Origin of the sequence: Halopseudomonas laoshanensis (assembly GCF_008365385.1) — a bacterium.
GTDB classification, from domain to species: Bacteria; Pseudomonadota; Gammaproteobacteria; order Pseudomonadales; family Pseudomonadaceae; genus Halopseudomonas; species Halopseudomonas laoshanensis.
Genome location: NZ_QOVF01000002.1, coordinates 1 through 25,836 on the forward strand (window position 1 = coordinate 1; position 25,836 = coordinate 25,836).

The 25,836-nt window shown below is 57.2% G+C and carries 20 protein-coding genes; 14 read left to right on the forward strand and 6 right to left on the reverse strand.

Features of this window, described 5'->3' with window-relative positions:
- Positions 1-340: 340 nt before the first annotated feature.
- A complete protein-coding gene (locus DT594_RS06610) occupies positions 341-1,705 on the reverse strand; it encodes a DUF1329 domain-containing protein (RefSeq protein ID WP_149332618.1) in 1,365 nt (454 codons plus the stop codon).
- 34 nt (positions 1,706-1,739) lie between these two features.
- A complete protein-coding gene (locus DT594_RS06615; RefSeq protein WP_149331978.1) occupies positions 1,740-3,554 on the reverse strand; it encodes a DUF1302 domain-containing protein in 1,815 nt (604 codons plus the stop codon).
- Between the two features lie 275 nt (positions 3,555-3,829).
- Here DT594_RS06615 and DT594_RS06620 point away from each other — a divergent pair, with 275 nt between their 5' ends.
- Positions 3,830-4,876 (forward strand): helix-turn-helix domain-containing protein, encoded by a 1,047-nt coding sequence (locus DT594_RS06620; RefSeq protein ID WP_149331979.1) that lies wholly within the window; start codon positions 3,830-3,832, stop codon positions 4,874-4,876.
- Between the two features lie 181 nt (positions 4,877-5,057).
- Here the strand turns inward: DT594_RS06620 and DT594_RS06625 are convergent, their stop codons facing one another.
- Both DT594_RS06625 and DT594_RS06630 read right to left on the reverse strand, forming a co-directional pair.
- Entirely contained in the window at positions 5,058-6,422 is a 1,365-nt protein-coding gene (locus DT594_RS06625; RefSeq protein WP_149332619.1) for a DUF1329 domain-containing protein, read from the reverse strand.
- Between the two features lie 32 nt (positions 6,423-6,454).
- A complete protein-coding gene (locus DT594_RS06630; protein ID WP_149331980.1) occupies positions 6,455-8,290 on the reverse strand; it encodes a DUF1302 domain-containing protein in 1,836 nt (611 codons plus the stop codon).
- A gap of 494 nt (positions 8,291-8,784) precedes the next feature.
- Here DT594_RS06630 and DT594_RS06635 point away from each other — a divergent pair, with 494 nt between their 5' ends.
- Complete coding sequence (locus tag DT594_RS06635) at positions 8,785-9,813, forward strand: AraC family transcriptional regulator (RefSeq protein WP_149331981.1); 1,029 nt, start codon at positions 8,785-8,787, stop codon at positions 9,811-9,813.
- A gap of 176 nt (positions 9,814-9,989) precedes the next feature.
- Here DT594_RS06635 and DT594_RS06640 read toward each other — a convergent pair whose 3' ends face one another.
- Positions 9,990-10,844: a class I SAM-dependent methyltransferase gene (locus DT594_RS06640; protein WP_218574491.1), complete on the reverse strand. Its 855-nt coding sequence runs from the start codon at positions 10,842-10,844 to the stop codon at positions 9,990-9,992.
- A gap of 148 nt (positions 10,845-10,992) precedes the next feature.
- Between DT594_RS06640 and arsS the strand changes: the two genes are divergently transcribed.
- The 3 genes from arsS to DT594_RS06655 all read left to right on the forward strand — a co-directional run bounded on the left by arsS (position 10,993) and on the right by DT594_RS06655 (position 14,374).
- Positions 10,993-11,955, forward strand: a complete 963-nt coding sequence (gene arsS / locus DT594_RS06645) for an arsenosugar biosynthesis radical SAM (seleno)protein ArsS (protein ID WP_149331982.1) — start codon at positions 10,993-10,995, stop codon at positions 11,953-11,955.
- Between the two features lie 75 nt (positions 11,956-12,030).
- Complete coding sequence (locus DT594_RS06650) at positions 12,031-13,428, forward strand: SLC5/6 family protein (protein WP_149331983.1); 1,398 nt, start codon at positions 12,031-12,033, stop codon at positions 13,426-13,428.
- Positions 13,412-14,374, forward strand: a complete 963-nt coding sequence (locus tag DT594_RS06655; RefSeq protein WP_149331984.1) for a hypothetical protein — start codon at positions 13,412-13,414, stop codon at positions 14,372-14,374. The genes DT594_RS06650 and DT594_RS06655 overlap by 17 nt, the downstream gene beginning before the upstream one ends.
- Here DT594_RS06655 and DT594_RS06660 read toward each other — a convergent pair.
- On the reverse strand, positions 14,364-14,861 hold the full coding sequence (locus DT594_RS06660) for a MarR family winged helix-turn-helix transcriptional regulator (protein ID WP_149331985.1): 498 nt from the start codon (positions 14,859-14,861) through the stop codon (positions 14,364-14,366). The genes DT594_RS06655 and DT594_RS06660 overlap by 11 nt on opposite strands.
- Before the next feature lie 125 nt (positions 14,862-14,986).
- On the opposite strand from DT594_RS06660, the gene DT594_RS06665 reads away from it, so the two are divergent.
- From DT594_RS06665 to alkB, 9 genes are all read left to right on the forward strand, one after another.
- Entirely contained in the window at positions 14,987-15,433 is a 447-nt protein-coding gene (locus DT594_RS06665) for a DUF1499 domain-containing protein (RefSeq protein WP_149331986.1), read from the forward strand.
- Positions 15,434-15,459: 26 nt separating this feature from the next.
- On the forward strand, positions 15,460-17,607 hold the full coding sequence (locus DT594_RS06670) for an FAD-dependent oxidoreductase (protein WP_149331987.1): 2,148 nt from the start codon (positions 15,460-15,462) through the stop codon (positions 17,605-17,607).
- Between the two features lie 3 nt (positions 17,608-17,610).
- Entirely contained in the window at positions 17,611-19,113 is a 1,503-nt protein-coding gene (locus DT594_RS19010; RefSeq protein ID WP_218574492.1) for a TIGR04282 family arsenosugar biosynthesis glycosyltransferase, read from the forward strand.
- A gap of 209 nt (positions 19,114-19,322) precedes the next feature.
- A complete protein-coding gene (locus tag DT594_RS06685) occupies positions 19,323-20,519 on the forward strand; it encodes an acyl-CoA dehydrogenase family protein (RefSeq protein WP_096348153.1) in 1,197 nt (398 codons plus the stop codon).
- 485 nt (positions 20,520-21,004) lie between these two features.
- The gene (locus DT594_RS06690; protein ID WP_149331988.1) at positions 21,005-21,769 is read left to right on the forward strand and encodes an SDR family NAD(P)-dependent oxidoreductase; all 765 of its coding nucleotides are present in this window, start codon (positions 21,005-21,007) and stop codon (positions 21,767-21,769) included.
- Between the two features lie 128 nt (positions 21,770-21,897).
- A complete protein-coding gene (locus tag DT594_RS06695) occupies positions 21,898-22,944 on the forward strand; it encodes a phosphotransferase (protein ID WP_149331989.1) in 1,047 nt (348 codons plus the stop codon).
- Between the two features lie 193 nt (positions 22,945-23,137).
- The gene (surE, locus tag DT594_RS06700; protein WP_149331990.1) at positions 23,138-23,977 is read left to right on the forward strand and encodes a 5'/3'-nucleotidase SurE; all 840 of its coding nucleotides are present in this window, start codon (positions 23,138-23,140) and stop codon (positions 23,975-23,977) included.
- Positions 23,978-24,007: 30 nt separating this feature from the next.
- Entirely contained in the window at positions 24,008-24,796 is a 789-nt protein-coding gene (locus tag DT594_RS06705; RefSeq protein WP_149331991.1) for an SDR family NAD(P)-dependent oxidoreductase, read from the forward strand.
- A gap of 341 nt (positions 24,797-25,137) precedes the next feature.
- Positions 25,138-25,794 carry a DNA oxidative demethylase AlkB gene (gene alkB, locus DT594_RS06710; protein WP_149331992.1) on the forward strand — a complete coding sequence of 219 codons (657 nt, stop codon included), beginning with the start codon at positions 25,138-25,140 and terminating at the stop codon, positions 25,792-25,794.
- The last annotated feature ends 42 nt before the right edge of the window (positions 25,795-25,836 follow it).

The window sequence follows — 25,836 nt, forward strand, 5'->3', positions numbered from 1 at the left end:
TCCCGCGCAGGCGGGAATCCATTTTGACTTTGGGTTTGGGTAGCACTTCTTGGATTTGATAGTCCGCTTGGATTCCCGCCTGCGCGGGAATGACGGAGGGGGTGGCGGGGATGACGGAGGGGGTGGCGGGGATGACGGTGTTGGACGGGGGGTGACGGTGGGAACGGGCCTGATGGAGTGGAGCGGGAATGATGGAAAAGAGAGTGGGAATGGTGGCAGGACGCGGTAGTAACTTGGCACGCGGGGATCAAGGGATGCGCGGGTAAGAGTCAGGCATAAAAAAAGGGGCATCCGAGGATGCCCCTTAAAACCCAAACAATTACTTGAGCAGCACTATGACTTAACGAACACCCGATGCGCGCAGCGCGGCAGGAGTGAACTGGTTGTAGGTCGGCTGGAAGTCGAACTGCGGAGCAGAGACTTCTTCGGTGTACATGCCCAGGGCGATATAACGACCAGCCAACAAGTCATACAGCGTTTCAATAGCGTAGCCTGGCAGTTTGACGTTGTAGTTGAAGGCGATGTGACCTTCACCAACGCGCCACAGGGTGCCACGACCGTCGTAGTGATCAGCCAGGTTGATCATCCACGAATCTTCGTCCATGAAGAAGTTACGCTGAGCGTAGATGTGACGCTGACCGGCTTTCACGTTGCCCTGGACTTCCCACACACGGTGAAGCTCGAAGCGGGTGTGCTCGGGGTTGATGTGGCCAGCTTTCAGCACGTCGTCATACTTCACTTCGCGCTGAGTCATCTTGTAGCTGTTGTACGGTACGAAGATTTCCTTCTTGCCAACCAGTTTCCAGTCATAACGGTCAGGTGCACCGTTGTACATGGCGAAGTTGTCAGAAGTACGCATACCATCCGAAGCAGTACCTGGGCCGTCATACGCTACCTGAGGTGCGCGACGTACGCGACGCTGACCGGCGTTGTAAACCCACGCCATGCGCGGCTCTTTCAGCTGATCCAGGGTGTCGTGTACCAGCAGTACGTTACCCGCCAGACGCGAAGGCGCATTTACACGCTGTTTGAAGAACAACAGGGTGTTAGGAATAGTCGACTCGTCGACGTCATCCATTTGCTGTGGGTAGCCCACTTCCTCTTCCAGCTTGATGAGGGTGTAGGAGCCATTGGTCTGCGGCATGGCCTGCATGTACCAACGCTTGGTGTTGATACGGTACCGAGTGTTGTGGTTCCAGACTACTTCCGCGCCCGACTTTGGAATCGGGAAGGCAAAGGTGCCATGGGAGAAGTTATCGATACCGTCGCCGCCGTTAACCAGCTTGGCCTCGCCTGCAGTGGCCTTGACCTGGTCATACACGGCCTGCGGATAGCCCACAGTACGGTGTGACTTGTAGACCGGCATCTGGAAAGTTTCCGGATAGCGTTCAAACAGGGCAATTTGGCCAGGAGTCAGGTTGTCACTGTATTCCTGATAGTTCTGTGCGGTGATGACAAACTCGGGCTGCTCATCCGCGAAGGGGTTGCTTGAGAAGCCATCAGCCAGGTCCTGACCTGCGTCTGGGCCGATACCACCGGTCCACTCAGGAATGGTGCCAGCAGCATTACCGGCTTTCTCGGCGCCAATCGGCGTAAGAGAGTTGCCCAGGCTATCGATTTCGGCTTGCGTCAGGGTTTGAGCCATGACGCTGGATGCCAACAGGCTTATAGCCAGACCACCAGCACCCAATAGGGTTTTTTGCATACGCATCATAATTTTTATTCTCCAGTTGCCAGTCTTAGAAGTTGACGCTGAGGCTTGCCGACAGGAAGTCGCGATCTACGTTGGTGTTGTACTTACCATCGAAGAAGTCGGTGTAGCTCAGGCTGGCGCTGTATTTGTTACCGTAATCAGCGTTCAAACCAATGTTGATAGCTTTGGCATCTTCAGTGAAGTTCGGACCGTAGCCGTCGACATCGTGTGACCAGCTTACGTTCGGGCTCAGGTTGATCCCAGCGAATACGTTGCTGTAATCAAGGGAGGCACGCAGCCGATAGCCTGAAGACCATTCAGTGTAGAAACCATCGTTTTCACACCAGCTAGCCGCGTTCGGCGATCCGCCAACCGGGGTTCCCTGGAAGGAGGAACACTGACCCGCTACTACACCAGGTCCAGTATCACCTTCAACATAAGGGCTCTGACCAAACAAAGAGTCACGACCGAACTTGGTAGTATCGCCCAGCCCGCCAATGTAGTTCACACCGGCTTCACCCACCAACGAGAGACGGCTAGCACCGAGCACGCGCTCAACAAAGTGGATTGCTGTAATTTGAGCTTGGTACAACTCTTTACGCAAGTAACCAGGGATCTCAGAACCAATACCGGCAGGCCCGATTGACAAGCCACGGTGCGTATTGTCTTGACCAGTAGCCGCGTTAACCAGAGCCAGACGACTTTGGTCGCCGGTGTTGATTTGCATTGGCTGATTTGGACGATAGCTGACTTCACCGCTTACTGCAGTACCGCTAATGTTGGTGGCGAAGCTAACACCGTACAGGCGAATATCTTCAGGATACTCAAAGAAATAGCCTGCAGGACCAGAGCCCTGACCGTCATAACCGGCAATCGGGTTACCCACGCCCGGCGGTAGACCGGCGATGCTGGAATAGAACGGGGCCCGGCTGTGGTAGTTCATGGCATAGAAGCCGAACTCGGTGTCATTCAGAGCAGCCGCGTAATAACGGAATGCAACGCCGAACTGACCACTATCGCTAGCGTCCTGGTCTTTTTGCGCGCGAACGATAGTCAGCTGCGAAGGTTGCTCACCCTGAGGGTTATCCACACCGGCTACTACCAGGCGATCATTACAGCCCGTTGCCAGAGTATCTGAACCAAAGAAGGTACCGCAGTTGTCGATGGCGAAGGGGTGCCACTTCAATTGATAGAACGCTTCCATCGACAGGTTATCTGTCAGGCCCTGGGAGATATACAGCATCTCGACAGGCAGGAGACCTTCCTTGATTTCTGCGCCCGGGCGACGGAAAGCCGCTACGTCAACAGGATTGATCGAGTTGATAGAGTTCTGGATAAAAGTACTTTCACCCCAGCTCACCACCTGACGACCCAAACGAACGTTACCTGGGTTAGTACCGATGGTGTAGTTGTGATAGACGAAAGCATCAAGCAAAGCAGTGCCCGCACCTTTTACCAACGGTGGACGGCCGGAATCGTCGATATCGTAGAAACGCTGGCTGCCGTCTTTGGTTTCAAAGTCGTACCAGTACTTTCCACGGAAAAACGCGCCCGAGTCGCCGTAGCTCAGTTCAAGGTCATGAACACCACGGAAAATTTTGGAGAAAACGTCACCGGCTTCGTAGTTCTGACGACCGTCATCTGACGTCCTGGCTGCGGCTTCGCCGCCATTGGCAACACCAATGAAGCGCTTGTCAGCGCCTTGGGTCGACATGCTGGCGCCTACCGAAAGCTGGGAGTCAAATTGGGCTTGAACATCACCGATATTGAAACTTACTGCGTTAGCTGAACCAGCGAAGCTGGCTAGTCCGATGGCCAGCGGCAATGCCGCGAGGGACCAAGCATGCATTTTTTTTGTCATTGTGCTGCTCCGTTAGATTGAATCATGGACACCAGCAGGCCGGGAGGCGTCTGGCATCGGGGATAAGTCTGTCACGGAGAATGATTTTGATTTGTCCGAAAAGGACGAATGCTTTGACCGTGTAGGACATTCATAGGCTGAATGGCCACTATCTACTGGTCGCAATTATCTGTTGCACGGTTTTGCATAATAGGCTGTTTTGAATTATGTTGTCTTCAAGCGAGACAGATTTCCGCACTCAATAAAAAGAATAAATACAGAGAGAGTTCTGCCACATGAACCAGATACTCTATCCGCTGCCCTGTGCGCGGTTGCAAGAACGAGCTTTTTGGGCCCAGGGAATCGGCGAGACGCTTAAAGAATACGGTAAGTCAGTCGGCGATCTACCCACTGAACTTCAAGCTTTTTGCTCACCCGCCGACCTTAGCATGTCGAAAATCAGCCAGACTGACATGAACCGGCTTTGGCATGCTGCAGCTCAGCTTTCCCAGGATGATTGTTTTGGCCTGAAGATGGGTGAAGTTTACTGCTCCAATACGCTCAAGGTATTGGCACTGGCGGCCATTTCCAGCGAAACGGTTGGCCAGGCAGTGCAACGCATCATCCGTTACTTCCCGGTTTTCAGCACCCAGGTGCAGATCTATTCGGTCGAAGACGAACAACACATTACGGTGTATTTTCAACCCAAGGGCTCACCGCACCCGCTGCATATGGAAGCACTGGTCGCCCACTGCCGCAACATCTGGCAGGCGCTGGAAACCGGGACAATACCCCTGGTTCTGGAAACGCGCCTGATTGCGGACCATGAAAAAACTCGATCGCATTGCGAGCAACTGTTCGGCAAGCGTGTGCGCCTGGGCGCCAAGCGCATTGCTGTACGTCTGAATCGTCAGGCGATGGCCACTACCCTGCCTAGTGCGGATGCATTTCTGCGCAAACGTCTGGATGCTTCGCTGGAAGATATGCTGAACGAAATGCCCAACGTTGATTTCGCCGAACAGGTGAAGCAGCGTATTCGTGTTCTGGTGGCAGAACGTGAAGTCTCCGAAGAGCTGGTGGCAACGCCTTTCAATATGAGCCCGCGGCATCTGCGCCGGAAGCTCAGCGAAACCCAAACTACTTATGAAAAGCTGTTGGATGAAGTGCGCATGGAGCTGGCGATTCGCCTCATCCAGGATGGCAAGTTGAATCTGGGGCGTATTGCCTTTGAACTGGGATTCCTGGATCCGAGCAGCTTCACCCGAGCATTTCGGCGCTGGACCAATATGAGCCCGACCGCGTTCCGCGATCAGTTTCGGCAGAGTGAGAGCACGGCGCTTTAACTATATAGGTCGAGTACACCGATAATCGTCAAGGGTGTAGTCGACTCCGCTTGGATTCCCGCCTGCGCGGGAATGACGGTGAGGAGGCGGAAATGTTTGTGGGGAGGCGGGAATAACGGTGGGGGAATAAAAAAAGGAACCCGAGGGCTCCTTTTTTTGTGATTACCCGAAGGTGATCAGATCAACGCACGCCAGAGGCCCGCAGGGCTGCTGGAGTGAATTGGTTGTAGCTGGGGCTGAAGTCATACTGTGGAGCAGATTGCTCTTCAGTGTACATGCCCAAGGCAATGTAACGCCCGGCCAGCAGGTCATACAGGGTTTCGATGGTGTAGCCAGGGATCTTCTCTTTGTAGTTGTAGGCAAGGTGACCTTCACCTACGCGCCACAGGGTGCCACGACCGTCATAATGGTCAGCCAGGCTGATCATCCAGGTGTCTTCGTCAACGAAGAAGTTACGCTGGGCGTAGATATGGCGCTGACCGTCTTTCACGTTGCCCTGCACTTCCCATACACGGTGCAGCTCGAAACGGGTGTGCTCGGGATTGATGTGGCCGGCTTTCAACACATCCTCATACTTCACTTCACGGTCAGCCATCTTGTAGCTGTTGTAAGGGATGTAGACTTCCTTCTTGCCAACCAGCTTCCAGTTGTAACGGTCAGGTGCGCCGTTATACATGGAGAAGTTGTCAGAAGTACGCATGCCGTCGGAAGCAGTACCCGGACCGTCATAAGCTACCTGCGGTGCGCGACGAACGCGGCGCTGGCCAGCGTTGTAAACCCACGCCATGCGCGGCTCTTTCAGCTGATCCAGGGAGTCGTGTACCAGCAGCACGTTACCCGCCAGACGCGAGGGAGCATTTACCCGCTGCTTGAAGTACAGCAGGGTGTTCGGCACGGTGGAGGCATCAACATCGTCCATCTGTGCGGGATAAGCTGCCTCTTCTTCCATCTTGATCAGCGTGTAAGAACCATTCGACTGAGGCATGGCCTGCATGTACCAGCGGCGAACGTTCAGACGGTGACGAGTGTTGTGGTTCCAGACCACTTCGGCGCCAGACTTTGGAATCGGGAAAGCAAAGGTACCGTGGGAGAAGTTCTCGATACCGTCGCCGCCGTTAACCAGCTTGGCCTGGCCAGCGGTTTCCTTGACCTGGTCATACACAGACTGTGGGTAGCCCACGGTACGGTGTGACTTGTAGACCGGCATCTGGAAAGTTTCCGGATAGCGTTCAAACAAGGCGATCTGGCCTGGGGTCAGGTTCTCGCTGTGCTCCTGATAGTTCTGAGCGGTGATCACAAACTCGGGCTGCTCTTCAGCAAACGGGTTGGCCTGGAAACCATCGGCCAGATCTCGGCCGGAATCAGGGCCAAGACCGCCAGTCCACTCGGGAATGGTGCCAGCCGCGTTGCCGGCTTTTTCGGCACCGATTGGAGTCAGGGTATTACCCAGGCTGTTGATTTCTTCTTGCGTCAGGCTCTGGGCCATAACGCTGGACGCCAGCAGGCTTAACGCCAGACCACCAGCACCCAATAGCGTTTTTTGCATACGGATCATTATTTTTATCTCCTGTTGCCTGTTTAGAAGTTCATACCAACGCTGACGGCGGCAAAGTCGCGGTCAACCAGGGTGTTGTACTTGCCATCAAAGAAGTTGGTGTAGCTCAGGCTGGCGTTGTACTTGTTGCCGTAATCGGCATTCACACCCAGGCTGACTGACTTGGCGTCTTCCTGGAAGCTAGGACCGTAACCTTCAACGTCATGGGACCACGCGACGTTGGGGCTAAGATTGATACCGGCAATCACGTTCGAATAATCCAAAGAGGCACGTACGCGATAACCCCAGGAAAAGTCGGTATAAAAACCGTCAGTTTCACACCAGCTGTTGGCTTTCGGAGTGTTCGCTGCATCGGCCTGGGAGGAACAAGTGCCATCGGCAAAGGGGCTTTGACCGAACAGGGAATCACGACCGTACTTGGTCTCGCCTGGATCGTTGCTGATACCACCGATGTGCGCTACGCCAACTTCACCAGCAAGCGACAGACGGCTTGCGCCCAATACGCGGTCGATAAAGTGAATGGCAGTGACTTGCGCCTGAATATATTCCTTGCGGTCGTAGCCCTGGATCTCGTCACCTGGAGCGTATACACGGTCACGGTGGATGTTGTTGGTCGACGCGGCACCGCTGGAGCCCAACAGAGCTGTACGACTCATGTCGCCTGTGTTCAGGTTCATCGGCATGTTCGGACGATAGCTGACTTCACCGCTTACCGACGCTGGCCCAACCATGGTCTGGAAGCTCACACCGTAGAGGCGGATATCTTCCGGGTAATCGAAGAAATAACCCGCTTGACCTACGGCACCATCAAGACCGATAACAGGCGCGCCACCTTGCAGCGGGCCACCAGCGATGTTGCTATAGCTCGGCGTACGGCTGTGGTAGTTCATGGCATAGAAGCCGAACTCGGTATCATTCAGCGCGGCTGCATAATAACGGAACGCTACACCGAACTGACCATCATCGCTGGCATCACGATCTTTCTCTGCGCGCACGATATAGTCAGCCAGAGCTGGCTGGCCAAAGCCACCGGTACCAAGCGCAGGAGAACCTGAAGGCTGGTCAGCGCCAAACACAACCAGACGGTCATTACAGCCTTTGGCGACAGTATCTGAGCCGAAGAAGGTACCGCAGTTATCCAGAACCGTAGGAGCCCATTTCAACTGATAGAAAGCTTCCATGGTCAGGTTGTCTGTCAGGCCCTGAGAAAAATACAGCATCTCAACCGGGATCAGACCTTCCTTGATTTCCGCGCCAGGACGACGGAACGCTGCCACGTCTACCGGGTTGATGGAGTTGATTGAGTTCTGGATGAAAGTACTTTCACCCCAGCTCACGACCTGACGACCCAAACGCACGTTGCCTGGGTTATTGCCGATGCTGTAGTTGTGATAAACGAACGCGTCCAGCAGCTCTACGCCGGCACCTTTCTGCAACGGGTTACGACCGGAATCGTCGATATCATAGAAACGCTGGCTGCCGTCTTTGGTTTCAAAGTCGTACCAGTAGTTGCCACGAAAGAATGCACCGGATTCGCCGTAGCGCAGCTCCAGATCATGCGAGCCTTTGAAAATCTTGGAGAAGATATCGCCGCTTTCATAGTTCAGACGACCGTCATCTGAAGTACGAGCAACTGCCTGCCCACCTTGGTTCACACCATCGATAGAAGTGCCGTAATGGATGAATCGCTTGTCCGCATCGGTGGTCGACATGCTGGCGCCAATCGACATCTGCGAATCAAACTGACCCTGTATTTCGCCGATATTAAAGTTAGCTGCGTTTGCAGAACCTGTGAAACTGGCCAGGCCGATAGCCAGTGGCAAGGCCGCGAGCGACCAAGCATGCATTTTTTTTGTCATTGTGCTGCTCCGTTTGGGTGACGTGAACCTGTGTATCTGAAGACACGTTCAGGACAGCGGCAGTCTGGCACGCACTCCACAGTCAAGACTTGCCCCAGAAGGCCAATTTAATTAACTTTTCCGGCCATTCAGGACATGAATTCGCATTATGGTTATCTTGTCAGTTGGAAATACGGAGGGCAGCGGACAAACTCTGTTACATGAGGTTTCTTACGCGCAATGCAGAAGAGCGTCTATTCCGGCATTATCCTCCAAACCTTCAATATTATCTTGCGCAATGTTGGTGGTTCGCAGATGGGCTCCAAAGGTTGCTGCAGCGCCCTCACCCAAATGGGTGAGTAATAACCTTCACATAATCGTCTGCTGTATTATGTATCGCACTGCGAAATCCCGTTTCATGAATTATCAGAGCTTTCCGTCAAAAGGATTTTTGGCGGCTCGCAACAATACAACGTCCTATAAAAGGTCGGATCCTGACATGTACCAGGTAGTCAATGAAGACTGAAGGTTTCAAATCGGTAACCGGTTCGCGGCTTGGCGAACGGATTTTCTGGGTCCCCGTGATCAATCAGGCTTTAAAGCAATACGAGCGCAGCCTGGACCACTCGAATCTGATACAAAACCTGCTCGGCAGCAATCAGCCGGGCAGCGGCTTTATAGATCAGGCTTCCTGCTCTCTGCTCTGGGATGAAGCTGCCCGACTATCCGACGATCCGTTTTTTGGGCTGCGGTTACATCGGCTGTTCTGTCCAACACCTTTGAATGCTATTGCACTCACTGCCCAGGCCTGCCCGAATCTGGGGGCCGCGGTGAATAATATGACCCGCTTCTTTTCCATCGTCAGCACGCAGGTGAAGCTTGAAGTGCGAGCGCTGGATGACCTGGTCGAGATCGTTCTCAAGCCCCAAGGCTCGCCTCATATACAACACTTCGAGGCTCTGACTGGCTACATGAGCAAGCTGCTCAACCAGTTGGATCTGGACGATGAGGGGCTGTTGAAGAACGTGACGCTGTGCCGGCCGGATCTGGACCCAGAGTTTTACGCTCGAGTCCTGGATGTACCGTCCGTCAGTGTGGGCGAGCACTACAGCTTGCAACTGGAACGCCGCCTGATGGACAAGCCACTCGCGACTGCCGACAACTTTCTGCTGCCACGTTTCACCGAAGCCATGCAGGACCTGCTGGCCAATATGCCCAGCCATGATCTGGTTGAGCAGGTAAAGCGTCGCATTCATATTTTGCTCGGTTCGGGCGACATGTCCGAGGACCGGGTGGCCGGGCCGATGAACATCAGCCCGCGCCATTTGCGGCGTAAATTGAGCCAGGAGGGCACCTCATACGAGCAGTTGGTTGACGAGGTGCGGCGTGAATCAGCCATTCGCATGATCGGTGAGGGCCAGCTGTCGTTGACCAGTATTGCTTATGAACTGGGGTTTCTGGATCCCAGTAGCTTTACTCGGGCTTTTCGGCGCTGGACGGATATGAGCCCGACTGCGTTTAAACGCCAGTTGGGAAAGCCTTAGGGATCCGAGTGAGTTCTTAAAGTCAGAATGGATTCCCGCCTTCGCGGGAATGACGATCAGAGCAAGCGGGAGCTGCCCTCACCCCGTCATTCCCGCGAAGGCGGGAATCCATTCTCGGCTAGAGCAGACTCAGCACTCAGAGCTGAAGCTAAGCCTTCCCCAGAACACCCGCCCCACTACTCCGGCTTCACAAACAACAACGTCATCCGGTCACTTTCACCGATACCCATATACCGAGCACGGTCTTCAGTGCCGCCGCGCAAGGTCGGCGGCAGGCTCCAGACGCCGTGCGGGTGGTCGGCGAGATCCTGCGGGTTCTGGTTAACCGGGCTGCGGGAGACCAGTTCGAAACCAGCTTCCACCGCCAGATCGACGATCAGCGGCTCATCGACATAGCCAGTTTTGACCATCTCCTCCAGCGACGTCCCGGGCCGTGCGCGGTGCTCTACCAGGCCGAGCATGCCGCCGGGTTTGAGTACCGCGTACATCTTGGCAAACACCACTTTGGTTTCATCCATCCCATCCGCTAGCCAGTTGTGCACGTTACGGAAGGTCACTACCCGGTCGGCCGAGTTGGCTGCAGCAATAGGTTGCTCTGGGTCGTAGTTGAGGGTGGCCATCTCGACGCGGTCATAGACGTTGGCGCGGTTTTGCAGCTTGCGCTCATAGTCGCTGCGCGATTTGGCGAAGTAATCGGGGCCACCCTCCGGATCGAAATGGGCGGCGATGAGTTTGCCGTCCTCGCGGAGCAACGGGGCAAGAATTTCGGTGTACCAACCCGCGCCAGGCCAGATCTCGACGACCGTCTGATCCGGTGCCAATGCAAAGAAACTGAGCGTTTGTGCCGGATTGCGGTGGGCATCGCGCATGATGCTGGAGATTGTCCGCGACGAACTGGCCACGGCCTGGCGAATGACTTCCTGCTCTTCATACTCAAGTACCGGCGGTGCGGTCTCCGAGTCGGGCGCAACCTGCGCATGGGCTGCACAGGCCGCAGCCAGGCAGGCAACTCCAATCAACAAACGGCGCATGGCCTCTCCTCACGTTGATAAAAATCTGACATTACCCTAACAGTTGGACACATAAGGGTCATGTTCTTGATGGGTTTTTTCTCGGCAAGCTGTAACAATCAACCTTTGCCTGACTCAAATCAGCAAATAGCCAGAGAGGACGCCTACTGTGCGCGATACCCTACCCCTGCTGGACAATCTGTCGTTCCCTGCCATTGCACGCAGCGGGCTGCAAACCCTGCAGGTCAACCTTACCTATACCTGCAATCAACGCTGCCTGCATTGCCATGTGAATGCCGGACCCACGCGCACTGAAGCGATGAGCGATGCAGTATTGGCCACTTTGTATGACGTTATTGATGCTCATTCGGTTCAAATACTGGATCTGACTGGCGGTGCGCCGGAAATGCATCCTCGCTTTCGCGAGATCGTCATGCACGCCAGAGAGCAGGGATTGGAGGTGATCGACCGCTGCAATCTGACCATTCTCAGCGAACCGGGTTATGAAGGTCTAGCCGAGTTTTTGGCTGAGCAGCGGGTGCACGTGTCGGCGTCCCTGCCCTGCTACTCACGCGACAATGTCGACAAACAACGTGGCGATGGCGTTTTTGTGCGCAGTATTCAGGGCCTGCAGATGCTCAACGAATTGGGCTATGGCCAGCCCGGTTCAGAGCTTGAGCTGAATCTAGTCTACAACCCCCAGGGCCCCAACCTGCCACCACCCCAGGCCGCTTTGCAGGCGGATTACAAGAGCCACCTGGCGGAAGACTTCGGCATCGTCTTCAATCAACTGCACACCATTACCAATCAGCCGATTGCGCGCTTTGGCAGCACCTTGGTGAGCAAGGGTCAGTTCAACGATTATATGGCGCTTCTGAGGGACAGTTTCAGCGAAGCCAATATGGCGAGCTTGATGTGCCGCAGCATGGTCAGCGTGGACTGGCAGGGCTATCTGTATGACTGCGACTTCAACCAGATGCTGGACCTGCCGATGAGCGTGCTGGCCAAGGATCGCAGCCATCTGCGGGATTTGCTTGGCGCGCACCTGGAAAACAACCCGATTGTGACCCGGGATCATTGCTTTGCCTGTACTGCGGGCCAGGGATCGAGTTGCGGCGGAGCACTGGGTTGATACTTTAGCTCGGTTGTTCGCGGCCAGCCGGCCGACATGGCGTTGGTTTCAACAACTCACTCAGAAGAGATGGACATGCAAGTAACCAGTTGGATGGGCGCGTTTTTCTGGGGCTTCCTGGTGCTCTACGGCCTGATGATGTATTGCCTTTCACCGCGCACCGTTACGCTCGGCAGCTTCTTCCAGGGCGAGGACAGCCGAGGCCGCAAGGCCTCCCCGTTTCTCCTGACCACGAGTATTTTCATCAGTTGGATCTTTGCCAAGTCGGTCACCAATGCGGCCAACCTGGGGGCGGAATATGGCCTGGTCGGTGGCCTGGCCTATGCCACTTACTGGTTATCCATTCCGCTCTGCGGCCTGGTTATTTACCGCCTGCGCCGGCGCTTCGGCGCGACCGGACTGGTCAGTTTTCTCACCTCGCACTATGGCCGCGCCGCGGCGCTGGCATTTTCTGCCGCTATCCTGATTCGTCTGTTCAACGAGGTGTGGAGCAATACCGCAGTGGTCGGTGGTTATTATGGCGATACCGGCACCCCGGCCTTTATTGGTTCTGCGCTGCTGTTCACCGCCGTCACCCTCGCGTACAGCCTGCGCGGCGGGCTGCGCAGCTCGATTCTGACTGATGCTGCGCAAGCGGCGATCTTTGTTATTGCGCTGGTCTGGGTGCTGGGTCTGGTCTTACCCCAGCATTCGCCCGCGGAGCTGATGAGCACCAGCAGCTGGGCAATGGACGCCGGGGTGGACCTGTTGCTGGTCGCCGCGCTGCAGATGGTCAGCTACCCGTTTCACGATCCGGTACTCACGGATCGTGGCTTTATTACCGAGGAGCGCAGCATGGTCAAGGCATTCACCTTGGCTGGAGTGCTGGGCTTTGTGGCGATACTCGCATTCAGCCTGATTGGGGTGCATGCAGACCTGGTCGGCGTCGGCGTATCGGGCAACGTCCCTGCCGCACTGGCGAAAACCCTGGGTATCGGCGCATTGCTGGTGATGACCATCGTGATGATCTCCGCGGCTGGCTCGACACTGGATTCGACTTTTTCCAGCCTGGCCAAATTGGTCGGCCGCGAACTGCCGGCTATGGCGGGCAAGGATCTGGGCAAGAAAGCCATCGGTATCGGCATGGCGACCATGGTGATCTTCGCCCTGTTCGGCAATCTGCCGATGCTGGCGGGCACCGATATTCTCAAGGCGACGACCATCAGCGGCACCATGGTGATTGGCATAGCGCCAGTGTTCCTGTTGCACGGCCTGGTCACCCCTACCCGCCTGGGCTTTCATCTGAGCTTCTGGACCGGCCTGGCGCTAGGCATAGCATTGACCCTCGGCTGGATCCCCGCAAGCTGGGCAATCGGCGATGGCAAGTACGCGCTGCTACTGGGTACCAATCTTTATGGCCTGATGCTTTGCACCGCAGGTTACGTTGGCGCCGGATTGCTGAATCGGAGCGAGCTCCATGCAAGCAGGCCGTAATTGCCCACTGGATTATCGGCTGCGCGCTGACAGTTTTGCCGGCGAGCCGCTATTCGACTGCCAGACGCTTTATGTGGTGGGCGGCCTTTACGGCAATCGCCAGGCCCTGCACGCGCTGGAAAAGCGCTTGGCCGCCGAGCCTGGTGCCAGAGCTGTATTCAATGGCGACGCGCACTGGTTCGACCTGGACCCAGACGTATTTGCCGATATCGAAGCGCGCTTGGCGGCGCATACCGTGTTGCGCGGCAATGTTGAGACTGAACTCGGTCGCCCAGGCAATGACGATGCCGGTTGCGGCTGCGCCTACCCGGACAGCGTCGACGATCAAACGGTGGCGCGCTCCAATCAGATCCATGCCCGGCTCAGCGGTACCGTGGCGCAATTACCTGGAATGGCCGCACAGCTGGCTGACCGACCTGCGACTGCGCTGGTCAGCGTTGCCGGGCGCCGCATCGCTATTACCCATGGCGATGAAGAGTCGCTGGCAGGCTGGCAATGTGCGCGGACTGCACTTGCCACTGCTGCCCGGCAGCAGGCATTGCAAGACTGGATGGCGGCGCACGCACTAAGCGTATTGGCCACCAGCCACACCTGCGCGGCTGCAGCCTTTTGCAGATCCGGCTTTGCAGTGATCAACAATGGCGCCGCCGGTATGCCGAACTTCAATAACGGCCGCTATGGGCTGGTAACGCGCATCGCCACACAGGCGCACCCCTCGGCGTTATATCGTGCAGAGCTGGACGGATTGGTGATCGAAGCGGTGCCGCTGAACTATAACCACGCGCAGTTTATTGACGAATTCGACCGCCAATGGCCTGCCGATAGCCCGGCCGCCCTTTCTTACCGAGAGCGAGTAATGCGCGGTGGCGGAGACGCGCCTCAGGCAGCGCTGCTGGGTGGCTTTGCTTTAGCGCAAACCTTGTGCGCGATGGGCGCTATTGATTGATGCTGTCAGAGCTGGGCGCCTGACGCAGAACATCCTGATAGATCTGCTCAGCCGCGACTTTTAAAGCCTGGGCTTGTTCGAGTGTCAGGCTGGTCATGCAGAACAGCTTCAGCGGAATATCGCTGGCTTGTTCACGCAGCGACAGACCGGCGACGGAAAGATCAATCAGCCATTGGCGCTCATCCTCGACGCCCTTGCGGCGGCGGACCAGCTCCTTTTGTTCAAGGCGTTTGAGTATGGGTGTCAGGGTGCCTGAGTCCAGGCGGGTGTCCTCGACCAGTTGCTTGATCGGCACACCGTCATGCTCCCAGAGCGCCAGCATCACTAGGTATTGCGGATAAGTCAGACCCAGCGGCTCAAGTAACGGCCGATAAGCGCGCACCATCGCGTTGCTGGCACTGTATAACGAGTGGCATAGCTGGTTACGCAGCAACAGCTGCATGCTGGGATCAGTCGCGGTTGAAGGCGACGAAGGGGGCTGGGACATAACCGTACTCGGCAAATCAGTGAAGGTTTATTTTGCGCACAAGGTATTGACCCGTCAAGCGGTCGCACCTACTATCTTGCGCACAAAGTATTTTCCATTACTACTGCATTCAAGGAAGTCGCACCATGAAAACCATATTTATCGTCATTCTTGCGCTGGTGATCGCCGGATTTGCCTTTATTTATTGGCAGAACAGCCAGGTGCCCGAATTGGGTCACCAAGCTGGCCAACTTACGCCGTTGAGCGATAAGCCAAATGGGGTTTCAACCCAGACGGCCGACCCGGAAAAGCTGGTGATGCCCTGGCAGTTCAAAGCGGACCAGGCCACGACCCTGAGTGCGATCAAGGATGCGGTAGCAGCCTATGGCGGCGCCGAGCTGGTAAGCGAAGACGCGGACTACCTGCGCTATGTATTCGTTACCGAGAAAATGCGCTTTCGCGACGATGCCGAGTTCTATCTGGATGCACAGACAAAAGAGGTGCATTTCCGTTCGGCCAGCCGCGCCGGCAAATCGGACCTGGGTCTGAATCGCAAGCGTTACGAGCGCCTGACCGAGCTGTACAACCGCTAAGACCTGACACTGGAGTAGTTGGCACCATGAAAGCCGGAAAAATCATCGTTATTCTGCTGATCGCTGCGCTGGTAGCGAGCTTCTTTGTGTTCGACCTTAACCAGTACTTCAGTCTGGAATGGTTGAAGAGCCAGCAGGAAAACCTCAATGCCCAGGTAGCGGCGAACCCTTATCTGGCGGCGGCGATTTTCTTCGGCGTTTATGTGGTGGTAACGGCCCTGTCGTTACCCGGCGCAGCGCTGATGACGCTGGTCGGCGGTGCGCTGTTCGGCCTGGGTTGGGGCTTGCTGCTGGTGTCCTTTGCTTCGGTAATGGGCGCCACGGTGGCGATGATCATCAGCCGCTTTCTGTTGCAGAGCTGGGTGCAAAAACGATTCGGCAAACGCCTGAAAGCCATCAACCAGGGCGTGGACAGCGAAGGCGCGTTCTACCTGTTCGCTCTGCGCCTGGTACCGGTATTTCCGTTTTTCCTGATCAACCTGGCGATGGGTCTGACGCGGTTGAAGGTCAGCACTTTCTGGTGGGTCAGCCAGATCGGTATGCTGCCTGGCACGTTTGTCTATGTGAACGCCGGGCGCGAGCTTGGCCAGCTTGATTCCCTGGGTGGCATTCTGTCTCCCGGATTGATTGGTGCTTTCGTGTTGCTTGGTGTATTCCCGTTGATTGCGCGCAAGATCCTTGATGTGGTCAAGGCTCGGCGGGTTTACAAAGGCTGGAACAAGCCGGAGAGCTTCGACCGCAATCTGGTGGTGATCGGCGCCGGCAGCGGCGGACTGGTCAGCGCCTATATCGCCGCCGCGGTAAAAGCCAATGTCACGCTGATCGAGAAGCACGCGATGGGCGGCGACTGCCTGAACACAGGCTGCGTGCCCTCAAAGGCATTGATTCGTTCGGCCAAGTTGGCGGCAGAGGTCAACAAGGCGCATGAACTGGGTTTCAATACCGCCAGCGCCGAGGTCAACTTTGCGCGGGTGATGGATCGCATTCAGCGAGTGATTAGTGATATTGAGCCGCATGATTCGGTCGAGCGCTACACCGAGCTGGGGGTGGAAGTGATTCAGGGCGAAGCGCGGATTACCAGCCCATGGCAAATCGAGGTCAATGGCCGGGCGCTGACTACGCGCAATATCATTATCGCCGCCGGTGCCAAGCCGCTGATGCCGAACATCCCCGGGCTGGATCAGGTCACTGCCTACAATTCCGACACTTTATGGAGCCTGCGCGAGCAACCCAAGCGTTTGCTGGTACTGGGCGGCGGGCCTATCGGCTGCGAGCTGGCTCAAGCCTTCCAAAGACTGGGGAGTCAGGTTATTCAGGTGGAGATGAGCTCTCGCCTGCTGGCCCGGGAAGATAGCGATGCCAGCGATATCGTCATGCAGCATCTGCGCAACGAAGGGGTTGATCTGCGCCTGCGGCATCAGGCCGAGCGTTTCGAGATGCTCGAAGACGGCCAGCAGCAGTTGATTGCCAAGCAGCTGGACGACGATGAATACACGGTTATCCCGTTCGACGCCGTGCTGGTCGCGGTGGGGCGCAAACCCAATACCACCGGCTACGGCGCCGAGGAGCTGGAACTGACGCTGCGTGACAACGGTACCTTGCAGACCAATGAATATCTGGCGACGCGCTTTCCGAATATTTATGCGGTTGGCGATGTAACCGGCCCGTACCAGTTTACCCATGTGTCCGCACACCAAGCCTGGTATGCGGCGGTGAATGCTCTGTTCGGCACCTTCAAACGCTTCAAGGTTGATTACCGGGTGATTCCGCGTGTGACCTTTACCGATCCTGAAGTCGCCAGCGTCGGGCTCACCGAAGCCGACGCGCGGGCGGAGGAAATTGAGTTTGAAGTGACCCGCTACGGCATCGACGATCTGGATCGGGCGATTGCCGATCAGGCTGCGGTGGGCTTCGTCAAAGTGCTCACCGTGCCAGGCAAGGATCGCATTCTCGGCGTGACCATTGTTGGCCAGCATGCGGGTGAGTTGTTGGCTGAGTATGTGCTGGCGATGAAGCACAACCTGGGGCTGAACAAGATTCTGGGTACCATTCACAGCTATCCGACCATGGCCGAAGCCAATAAATATGCGGCCGGCGAATGGAAGCGTGCGCATGCTCCGGCTGGCGTATTGCGTTGGGTTGAACGCCTGCACCGTTGGCGTCTGGGCCGCTAGTCGATGCGGTTGTCGGTGGTGTTGCCGGTACTGAATGAGGCCGCGGGGATAGTTGATGCCCTGCTGCCGCTGCAGTCCGTGCGCGACCGAGTTGAAATAATTGTGGTGGATGGTGGCAGTCGCGATAACACCTGCGAGCTGGCTCGACCTCTGGCCGACCAGGTGCTGACCTCTGCGCCGGGACGAGCGCGACAGATGAATGCCGGGGCGGCTGTGGCGACCGGGGATGTATTGCTGTTTCTGCATGCGGATACGCGGTTGCCGCTTGGGTTTGACGAGCTGATTCGGGAGGCCTTGGGGAGTGCGCATGCCAGCAGGTCAAACGTTAAAGGTAAAACAGCACCTAAGTTAAACCCGACAATGGATCCCCGCGTTCGCGAGGATGACGTCACAGACGAGCAAGGGGTCGATATTCCTGCTGTCGCGGGGGTGCGCAGTACCGATATTCATACTCACAGCTCCGTCATTCCCGCGAAAGCGGGAATCCATTTTGACCTACCCGCTCAAAGCCCGTGGGGACGCTTCGATGTGCGGCTCTCGCCCTCCTCTCCGACCCTGAATCTGGTCGCCTGGATGATGAACCAGCGCTCGCGTTTGACCGGCATCTGCACCGGCGACCAGGCCATCTTTGTGCGCCGCGATCTGTTTGAACGGTTAGGTGGCTATGCAGATATTCCACTGATGGAAGATATCGAGCTCAGCCGTCGCCTGCTTAAACTATCCCGCCCCGCTTGCCTGCAAACGCCATTAACCACCTCCAGCCGCAAATGGCAAAAACACGGCGTTTGCCGAACCATCGGCCTGATGTGGTGGATCCGTCTGCAATACTGGGCCGGCGTCTCGCCGGACCGACTGGTGCGCCAGTACTACGGCGATAAATCTGAGGCCGCTCAACTGCCGCAGACAACACGCCCGCTACTGATATTCGCCAAAGCACCGATCCCCGGCACCGTCAAAACCCGCCTGATACCCGCGCTTGGCGCTGACGGGGCCTGCAGTCTGTACCAACAGTTACTACTGCATACCCTACATCAGACGCAAGACTGGCCGGGGCCGCGCTACCTGTACTGCGCACCGGATACCACCCATCCATTCTTCGCTCGCCTGGCCTCGGAGCACCATCTGCAACTGCGCCAACAGCACGGCGATGACCTGGGTTCGCGCATGGCACAGGCGTTGGCCGAACACGCTGACGGTGCGTTGTTGATCGGCACCGATTGCCCGCTGATCAGCACGGCAGTATTGCGCGAAGCGGATCAGGCACTGCAAAGGCATGACACCGCCATCATCCCCAGCGAAGACGGCGGCTACGTAATGATAGGCCAGCGCCAGCCTGATCCGGCCGCGTTCGCCGGCATGACCTGGAGCCATTCTCAGGTGTTGGCCGACACCCGACTGCGGCTGGAGGCTGCCGGCAAAAGCCTATGGGAAGGCGCTACCCTGTGGGACCTGGATGAGCCGGAAGATCTACCCCGCCTTGACTCAATAACGCTCCTTCCGCTCTAGCGCAGGGCTTTCCACATTCCTCTCCACGGGCGAAAAATGCGAGCCCGGTCACTCCCCACTTATAGTGCCATGCGGGCAACATCACAGCTGTTTATGCAGATCCATTCCATCTTGGCGACATAGTTTCGCCTGCGTTCGGCTGACTATATGGTCACATCCATGCAGCAACAGCTGCCTGACCTATCACCAGAATCAGCAAGGAATGTCCCATGTTTGAACTCAGCCCGCGCGTGCAAGACCTGAAACAGCAAATCGAAGCCTTTATGGACGAGCATATCTATCCGAACGAAGCGCTGTTTTACCAACAGGTAAAAGAGAACAAGTGGGGCGCGCCGCCGATTCAGGAAGAACTGAAAGCCAAGGCCAAGAGCATGGGTCTGTGGAACCTGTTTTTGCCGCACAGTGAGCGTGGCGCCGGGCTGAACAATGAGGAGTATGGCCACCTGTGCGAGATCATGGGCCGCTCTTCCATCGCGCCGGAAGTGTTCAACTGCAGCGCGCCGGACACCGGCAATATGGAAACCATCGAGCGTTACGGCAGCGAAGAGCACAAGGAAACCTGGCTCAAGCCGCTGCTGGCCGGCGAGATTCGCTCGTGCTTCTCCATGACAGAACCCGATGTTGCTTCCTCCGACGCGACCAATATCGAGTGCGAAATCCGCCGCGATGGTGACGAGTACGTCATCAACGGCACCAAGTGGTGGTCCTCCGGAGCCATGGCCGACAGCTGCAAGATCGCCATCGTCATGGGCAAGACTGACGCCAACGCGCCCAAACACTTGCAGCAGAGCATGATCCTGGTGCCGCTCAACACCCCCGGTGTAACCATCGTGCGTGATCTGCATGTGTTCGGTTATGACCATGCTCCGCATGGCCACGCCGAAATCAAATACGAAAACGTGCGGGTGCCGGTATCCAATATTCTGCTGGGTGAAGGCCGCGGTTTTGAGATCGCCCAGGGTCGCCTTGGGCCAGGCCGGATTCACCATTGCATGCGCTCTATCGGCGTTGCCGAACGCGCACTGGAAGCCATGTGCCGCCGCGCCGCCAGCCGGGTTGCCTTTGGCAAGCCGCTGTACAAGCACGGCAGCACCTCGGAAAACATCGCCAAGTCACGTTGCGAGATCGACCAGGCACGCCTGCTGACCATCATGGCCGCGCGCAGCATGGACCAGTTCGGCAACAAGGTTGCGCGTCAGCAGATCGCGATGATCAAGGCTGTCGCTCCGACTATGCTCTGCAACGTTCTGGACCGGGCGATTCAGGTTCACGGCGCTGCCGGCGTATGCCAGGACACCTTCCTCGCATCAGCCTACGCCAAAGCCCGCACCCTGCGCCTGGCCGACGGTCCGGATGAAGTGCATTTGGGCACGATTGCCAAGCTGGAAATGAGCCGGTATCTGTAAGGCTGACTTTTGGTAATCGGCAAGTCCGCTTGGATTCCCGCCTACGCGGGAATGACGGGGTTGGGGGGAATGACGGTTTAGTGGGGGCTTGGATATGTGACAAACCGGCTATCTCCCCCTCACCGTCATCCCCGCGAACGCGGGGATCCATTGTCGGGTTTGGGCTCGGCGTTGGCAGGCAACCCGCTAAAGTCAAAATGGATTCCCGCGTGCGCGGGAATGACGGGGTTGGGGGGAATGACGAGGTTCACCGCAGTGACAGGGTTGGGCTGGGCTGGGCTGAGCAAAAGTGGCGATTTGGTGAAGAGCTCGGCGATGTGACAGTGGCCGCTGCATTCACCTCGCCGTCATCCTCGCAAACGCGGGGATCCATTTGGCCATGAGCACAGTGCCTCCCACACCCCTCGTCATCCCCGCGCAGGCGGGGATCCAAGCGGTCTATTATTAATTCGTGCAGTCAGACAAAACCAAGGACCATACACACCATGAGCACACTGTTTGATCTGACCGGCAAGGTCGCCATCATCACCGGTTCCACCAAGGGCATCGGCAAGGCCATCGCCGAGGAATACGCCAAGGCGGGTGCCAAGGTGGTTATCTCCAGCCGCAAGGCTGACGTTTGCGAGCAAGTCGCCAGTGACCTGAAAGCGCAGGGCTTCGATGCCATCCCGGTGGCCTGCCATGTCGGTGACAAAGCCCAATTGCAGAATCTGGTCGACAAGACCCTGGAAGCCTATGGCAAGGTCGATATTCTGGTCTGCAACGCGGCCACCAACCCGGTATACGGCCCCACCCACAACGTCAGTGATGAAGCCTTCGACAAGATCATGGGTACCAACGTCAAAGGCACGTTCTGGCTGTGCAATATGGTCATCCCCGAGATGGTCAAGCAAGGCGGCGGCGCTATCGTGTTGCTATCGAGCATCGCCGGCCTGCGCGCCAGCGCCAATATCGGCGTCTATGGCATGTCCAAGGCGGCCGAAGCGGGCCTGGCACGCAACCTGTCGCTGGAATGGGGCCCGAAGAACATCCGCGTCAACAGCATCGCGCCCGGTCTGATTCGTACCGACTTCGCCCAAGCGCTGCTGGAAGATCCGGATCGACTGCAAAAAATAGAAGAAAAATTGCCCCTGCGTCGTGTGGGTGATCCGGTGGATATCGCCGGTGTGGCGCTGTTCCTGGCCTCCTCTGCTGGCGCTTATGTGACCGGCCAGACCATCGTGGCGGACGGTGGCGATACCATCGCCTGAGTGGTTTGCCAAAGCGCCGGTCGTCCGGGCGTGATGGCGATGGATTCACCGGCTTGCTATCACGCCAGACTCCGGTCTGGCGTGATAGCTTATCAACCTGACAATTCCAATAGCACAGGACCTTCTAGATGAGCGAAGCAACCCTGATCGACGTACTACCTGCGCACCGTTTTGATGAAGCCCGTCTGCTCTCCTACCTCAATGGCCGCCTGGCCGGCGCCGAACAGGGTATGCAGGTCAAGCAGTTCCAGGGCGGCCAGTCCAACCCGACTTACCTGCTGACGGTCGGCGAGCACCGTTATGTGCTGCGCAAGAAGCCGCCAGGCAAGCTACTGCCATCCGCGCATATGGTCGAGCGTGAGTATCAGGTGATCAACGCCCTGGGCAGCACCGATGTACCGGTGCCCACCGCGCGTCTGCTGTGCGAAGACCCCGAGATAATCGGTACCGCGTTCTACATCATGGATTACGTCGAAGGCCGGGTGCACACCCAGCCTTTGCTGAGCGACGTTGAGCAAAGCCAACGCCTGCCGATCTACCGCTCGATGATCGAGACCATGGCGCAGTTGCATAATGTCGACTGGAAAGCCGTCGGGCTGGAAAGTTATGGCAAGGCCGAAGGCTACATTCCGCGCCAGATCAAGCGCTGGAGCGGCCAGTTCGAAGCCAGCCGCACCGGCGACATGCCGGCCATGGACGCCTTGATGGCCTGGCTGCCAGAGAATATGCCGAAGGACGATCACACCACCATCGCCCATGGCGACTTTCGCATCGGTAATCTGATCCTGCATCCGACCGAACCCAAGGTCGTGTCGATTCTCGACTGGGAATTGGCGACTTTGGGTCATCCTCTATCGGACCTAGCCTACTGCTGCCTGCCCTACCATCTGCCTTCCGGGGTGAATGGGGTCAAAGGCATGCTCGGTGCTGACCTCAAGTCCATGGGTTTGCCTGAGGAGCAGCAGGTGCTGGAATGGTATTGCCAGTACAGCGGCCGCAGCGAGATCCCAGACTGGAATTTCTTCCTGGCCTTCTCGTTGTTCCGCCTGGCGGCGATTCTGCAGGGCGTGTATCACCGTGCCGTACAGGGCAATGCGAGTAATGCCGATGCATTGGAAGTGGGCAAGCGCGCCGGGCTATTGGCCGAGCGTGGTTGGGAGATAGCTCAAAGCTAGAGTCAAAATGGATTCCCGCCTTCGCGGGAATGCCGAGAAGGGTGCGGGAACGACGAGAGTGGTGCGGGAATGACGCGCGCCCCGGGAATGAAACGCTACCCGGGAATGGCTCCTTTCCCGTCATCCTCGCGAACGCGGGGATCCATTTTCGGGTTGAAAACCGCGAGTTCATACCACTTCAGGAGAAAAATCGATGTCCAAACCGATCAAGCGCGTGCTGCTCACCAACGATGACGGCTGGCGCGGCCCAGGTTTGAAAATCCTGGAAGACATTGCCGAACAGATCGCCGATGAGGTCTGGATCATATCGCCGGATCTGGACCAGAGCGGCGTATCCATGTCCATCACCCTGCACTCCCCGCTGCGTGTGCACCAGTTCGAAGAGCGTCGCTTCAGCATCAGCGGTACGCCCAGCGACTGTGTGCTGCTGGCCGTTGGCGAGCTGATGCCGATAGCGCCGGATCTGGTGCTGTCTGGCGTAAATGCCGGGGCCAATATCAGCGACTCGGTGGCCTACTCCGGCACCATTGGCGGTGCGTTGACCGCGACACTGATGGGCATACCGGCGATTGCGCTGTCCCAGGCTTATCACAAGGGCAACGACATTCACTGGGAAACCGCCAGCCACTTCGGAGCTGGCATTGTTCGGCAACTGCTGGAAAAAGGCTGGCCGACTGACTGCGCGATGAACGTCAACTTTCCCGCCAGCCCGCCCGAGGATGTCACTGGTGTAGCCACTTGCCGCGCCCGTGGCGGCAGCATTGGCGGGATCAACATCGAAAGCCGCCGCGATACCCGCGACGTACCCTACTACTGGCTGGGCTTTCAGCGTCAGACCGAGCGCATTATCGGGCTGGATACCGACGTGGGCGCCCTGCGTGCCGGGCGCATCAGCATCTCGCCGCTACGCTTCGAACGCGATATCGCCAGTTGGCAGATCGATAATCAAGCCATGTCGGAAAAGCTTGGCATTGCCTACCAGAGTGACGATGAGCTGGCAGGTGCTGGGCAGGATCCGAGTATTGATCATTAACCTCAGCGGCTAGCTGAAAAGGAGAACACCATGCAACGATTTCTCGACAAGGTAGTACTGATCACCGGCGCGGGTAGTGGTATCGGCCGCGCTACGGCCAAACGCATGGCCGCTGAGGGTGCGCGTTTGATGTTGGTCGATCGCAATGAGGACGGCCTCAAGGGGACTGTTGATGAATTGCCCGCCGGTGCCGAGGTTCAGACGCGCATTGTGGATGTGGCTGATGAGGCGGCGGTAGAGCAATGCGTTAACGAGACCATCGCGCACTTTGGCCAGTTGGATGTGCTGTGCAACAACGCCGGGATCGCTGGAGGTGATTACAATATCGCCACCGAACAAAGCCTGGAGACCTGGCAGAAAATCATCGGCGTGAATCTTTATGGCGTGATGCTGTTCACCAAGTACGCCGCGCGCCAGATGCAGACCCAGGGCCAGGGCGCTATCGTCAACACCGCTTCGGTAGCCGGCATCCGCTCTGGCGCGGGTGGTAATGCCTACAGCGCGTCCAAGGCCGGCGTGATCAACTTCACCATGACCTCGGCCTGTGATCTGGGCCAGTTCAATATCCGTGTCAATGCCGTGTGCCCGGGTCTGATCGAGACCGGCATGACCAAGCCGGTATTTGATTATGCCCGCTCCAACAACAAGGAGCAGAAGCTCGGTGCTCGCTGCGAACTGCGCCGCTATGGCCGCCCTGACGAGATCGCTGGCGCCATCGCCTTCCTTGCTAGTGATGATGCCAGCTATGTGACTGGCCAGGCGCTGGCGGTGGATGGGGGGAATACCGCATCGCTCAACCTGCCGGGCATGAAGGTCTGATTCTACGCTGACAATGAAACCTGAGGCCCGAACCTCCGCCGTCCTCTCGGGTTCCGGAGATGATGGGGTTCGGCGCTTTGGTTAGGCTGGGTGATGAGTACAAGTCCGCTTGGATTCCCGCCTGCGCGGGAATGACGAAGTAGTCTAAGGAGAAGTGGGTTAGCTGTTCACCGCACCCTCCCTATGCCCGTCATTCCCGCGCAGGCGGGAATCCAAGCGGTGGTTCGCCAAGCGCTGCATCAACCAAATCCACCATTTCCGTTTATGAAACCAATGGCCCCTCAGTGAGCCCAATCAGCATCCGAGGTAAAATCCCGTTCAGCAATCAAGCGGAGCCCCTAATGCCTACCACCGACGACCTGTTCGCCGACTCGACCCCTGCCGCGCCCGAGCAGATAGCTGAGGGCGCCTGGTTACTGCGTGGCTTCGTATTGAATGAAGCGGACCGGCTACTTGACGCCATTAGCCAAGTCGCCAGCCAGGCGCCCTTCCGTCACCAGATCACGCCCGGGGGCTACAGCATGTCCGCCGCCATGAGCAGCTGCGGTGAATGGGGTTGGGTGACTGATCGTCAGGGCTACCGTTACAGCACCACGGATCCGCTGACAGACCAACCCTGGCCAGCCATGCCGACACTGCTGCGACAGGTTGCGATCGATGCGGCATCCGCTAGTGGATACGAAGACTTCAATCCTGACGCCTGCCTGATCAACCGCTATGAAACCGGTGCGAAAATGGGCTTGCATCAGGACAAGGATGAAGCGGACTTCAGCGCCCCTATCGTCTCCATATCACTGGGAGCACCTATCAGCTTCATGTTTGGTGGCTTGGCGCGCACCGACAAAACGTCGCGCTGGAAACTTGAGCACGGGGATGTAGTGGTATGGGGTGGAAAAAGCCGGTTGTTTTTCCACGGCGTTGCGCCACTGGGTAAACGTGCTGAACATCCGCAGACGGGCCCGATGCGCTATAACCTGACGTTTAGAAGGGTTACCTGAGACACCCGAAGCTATACAGGCTTTGGAGACTATTCAGGCCAT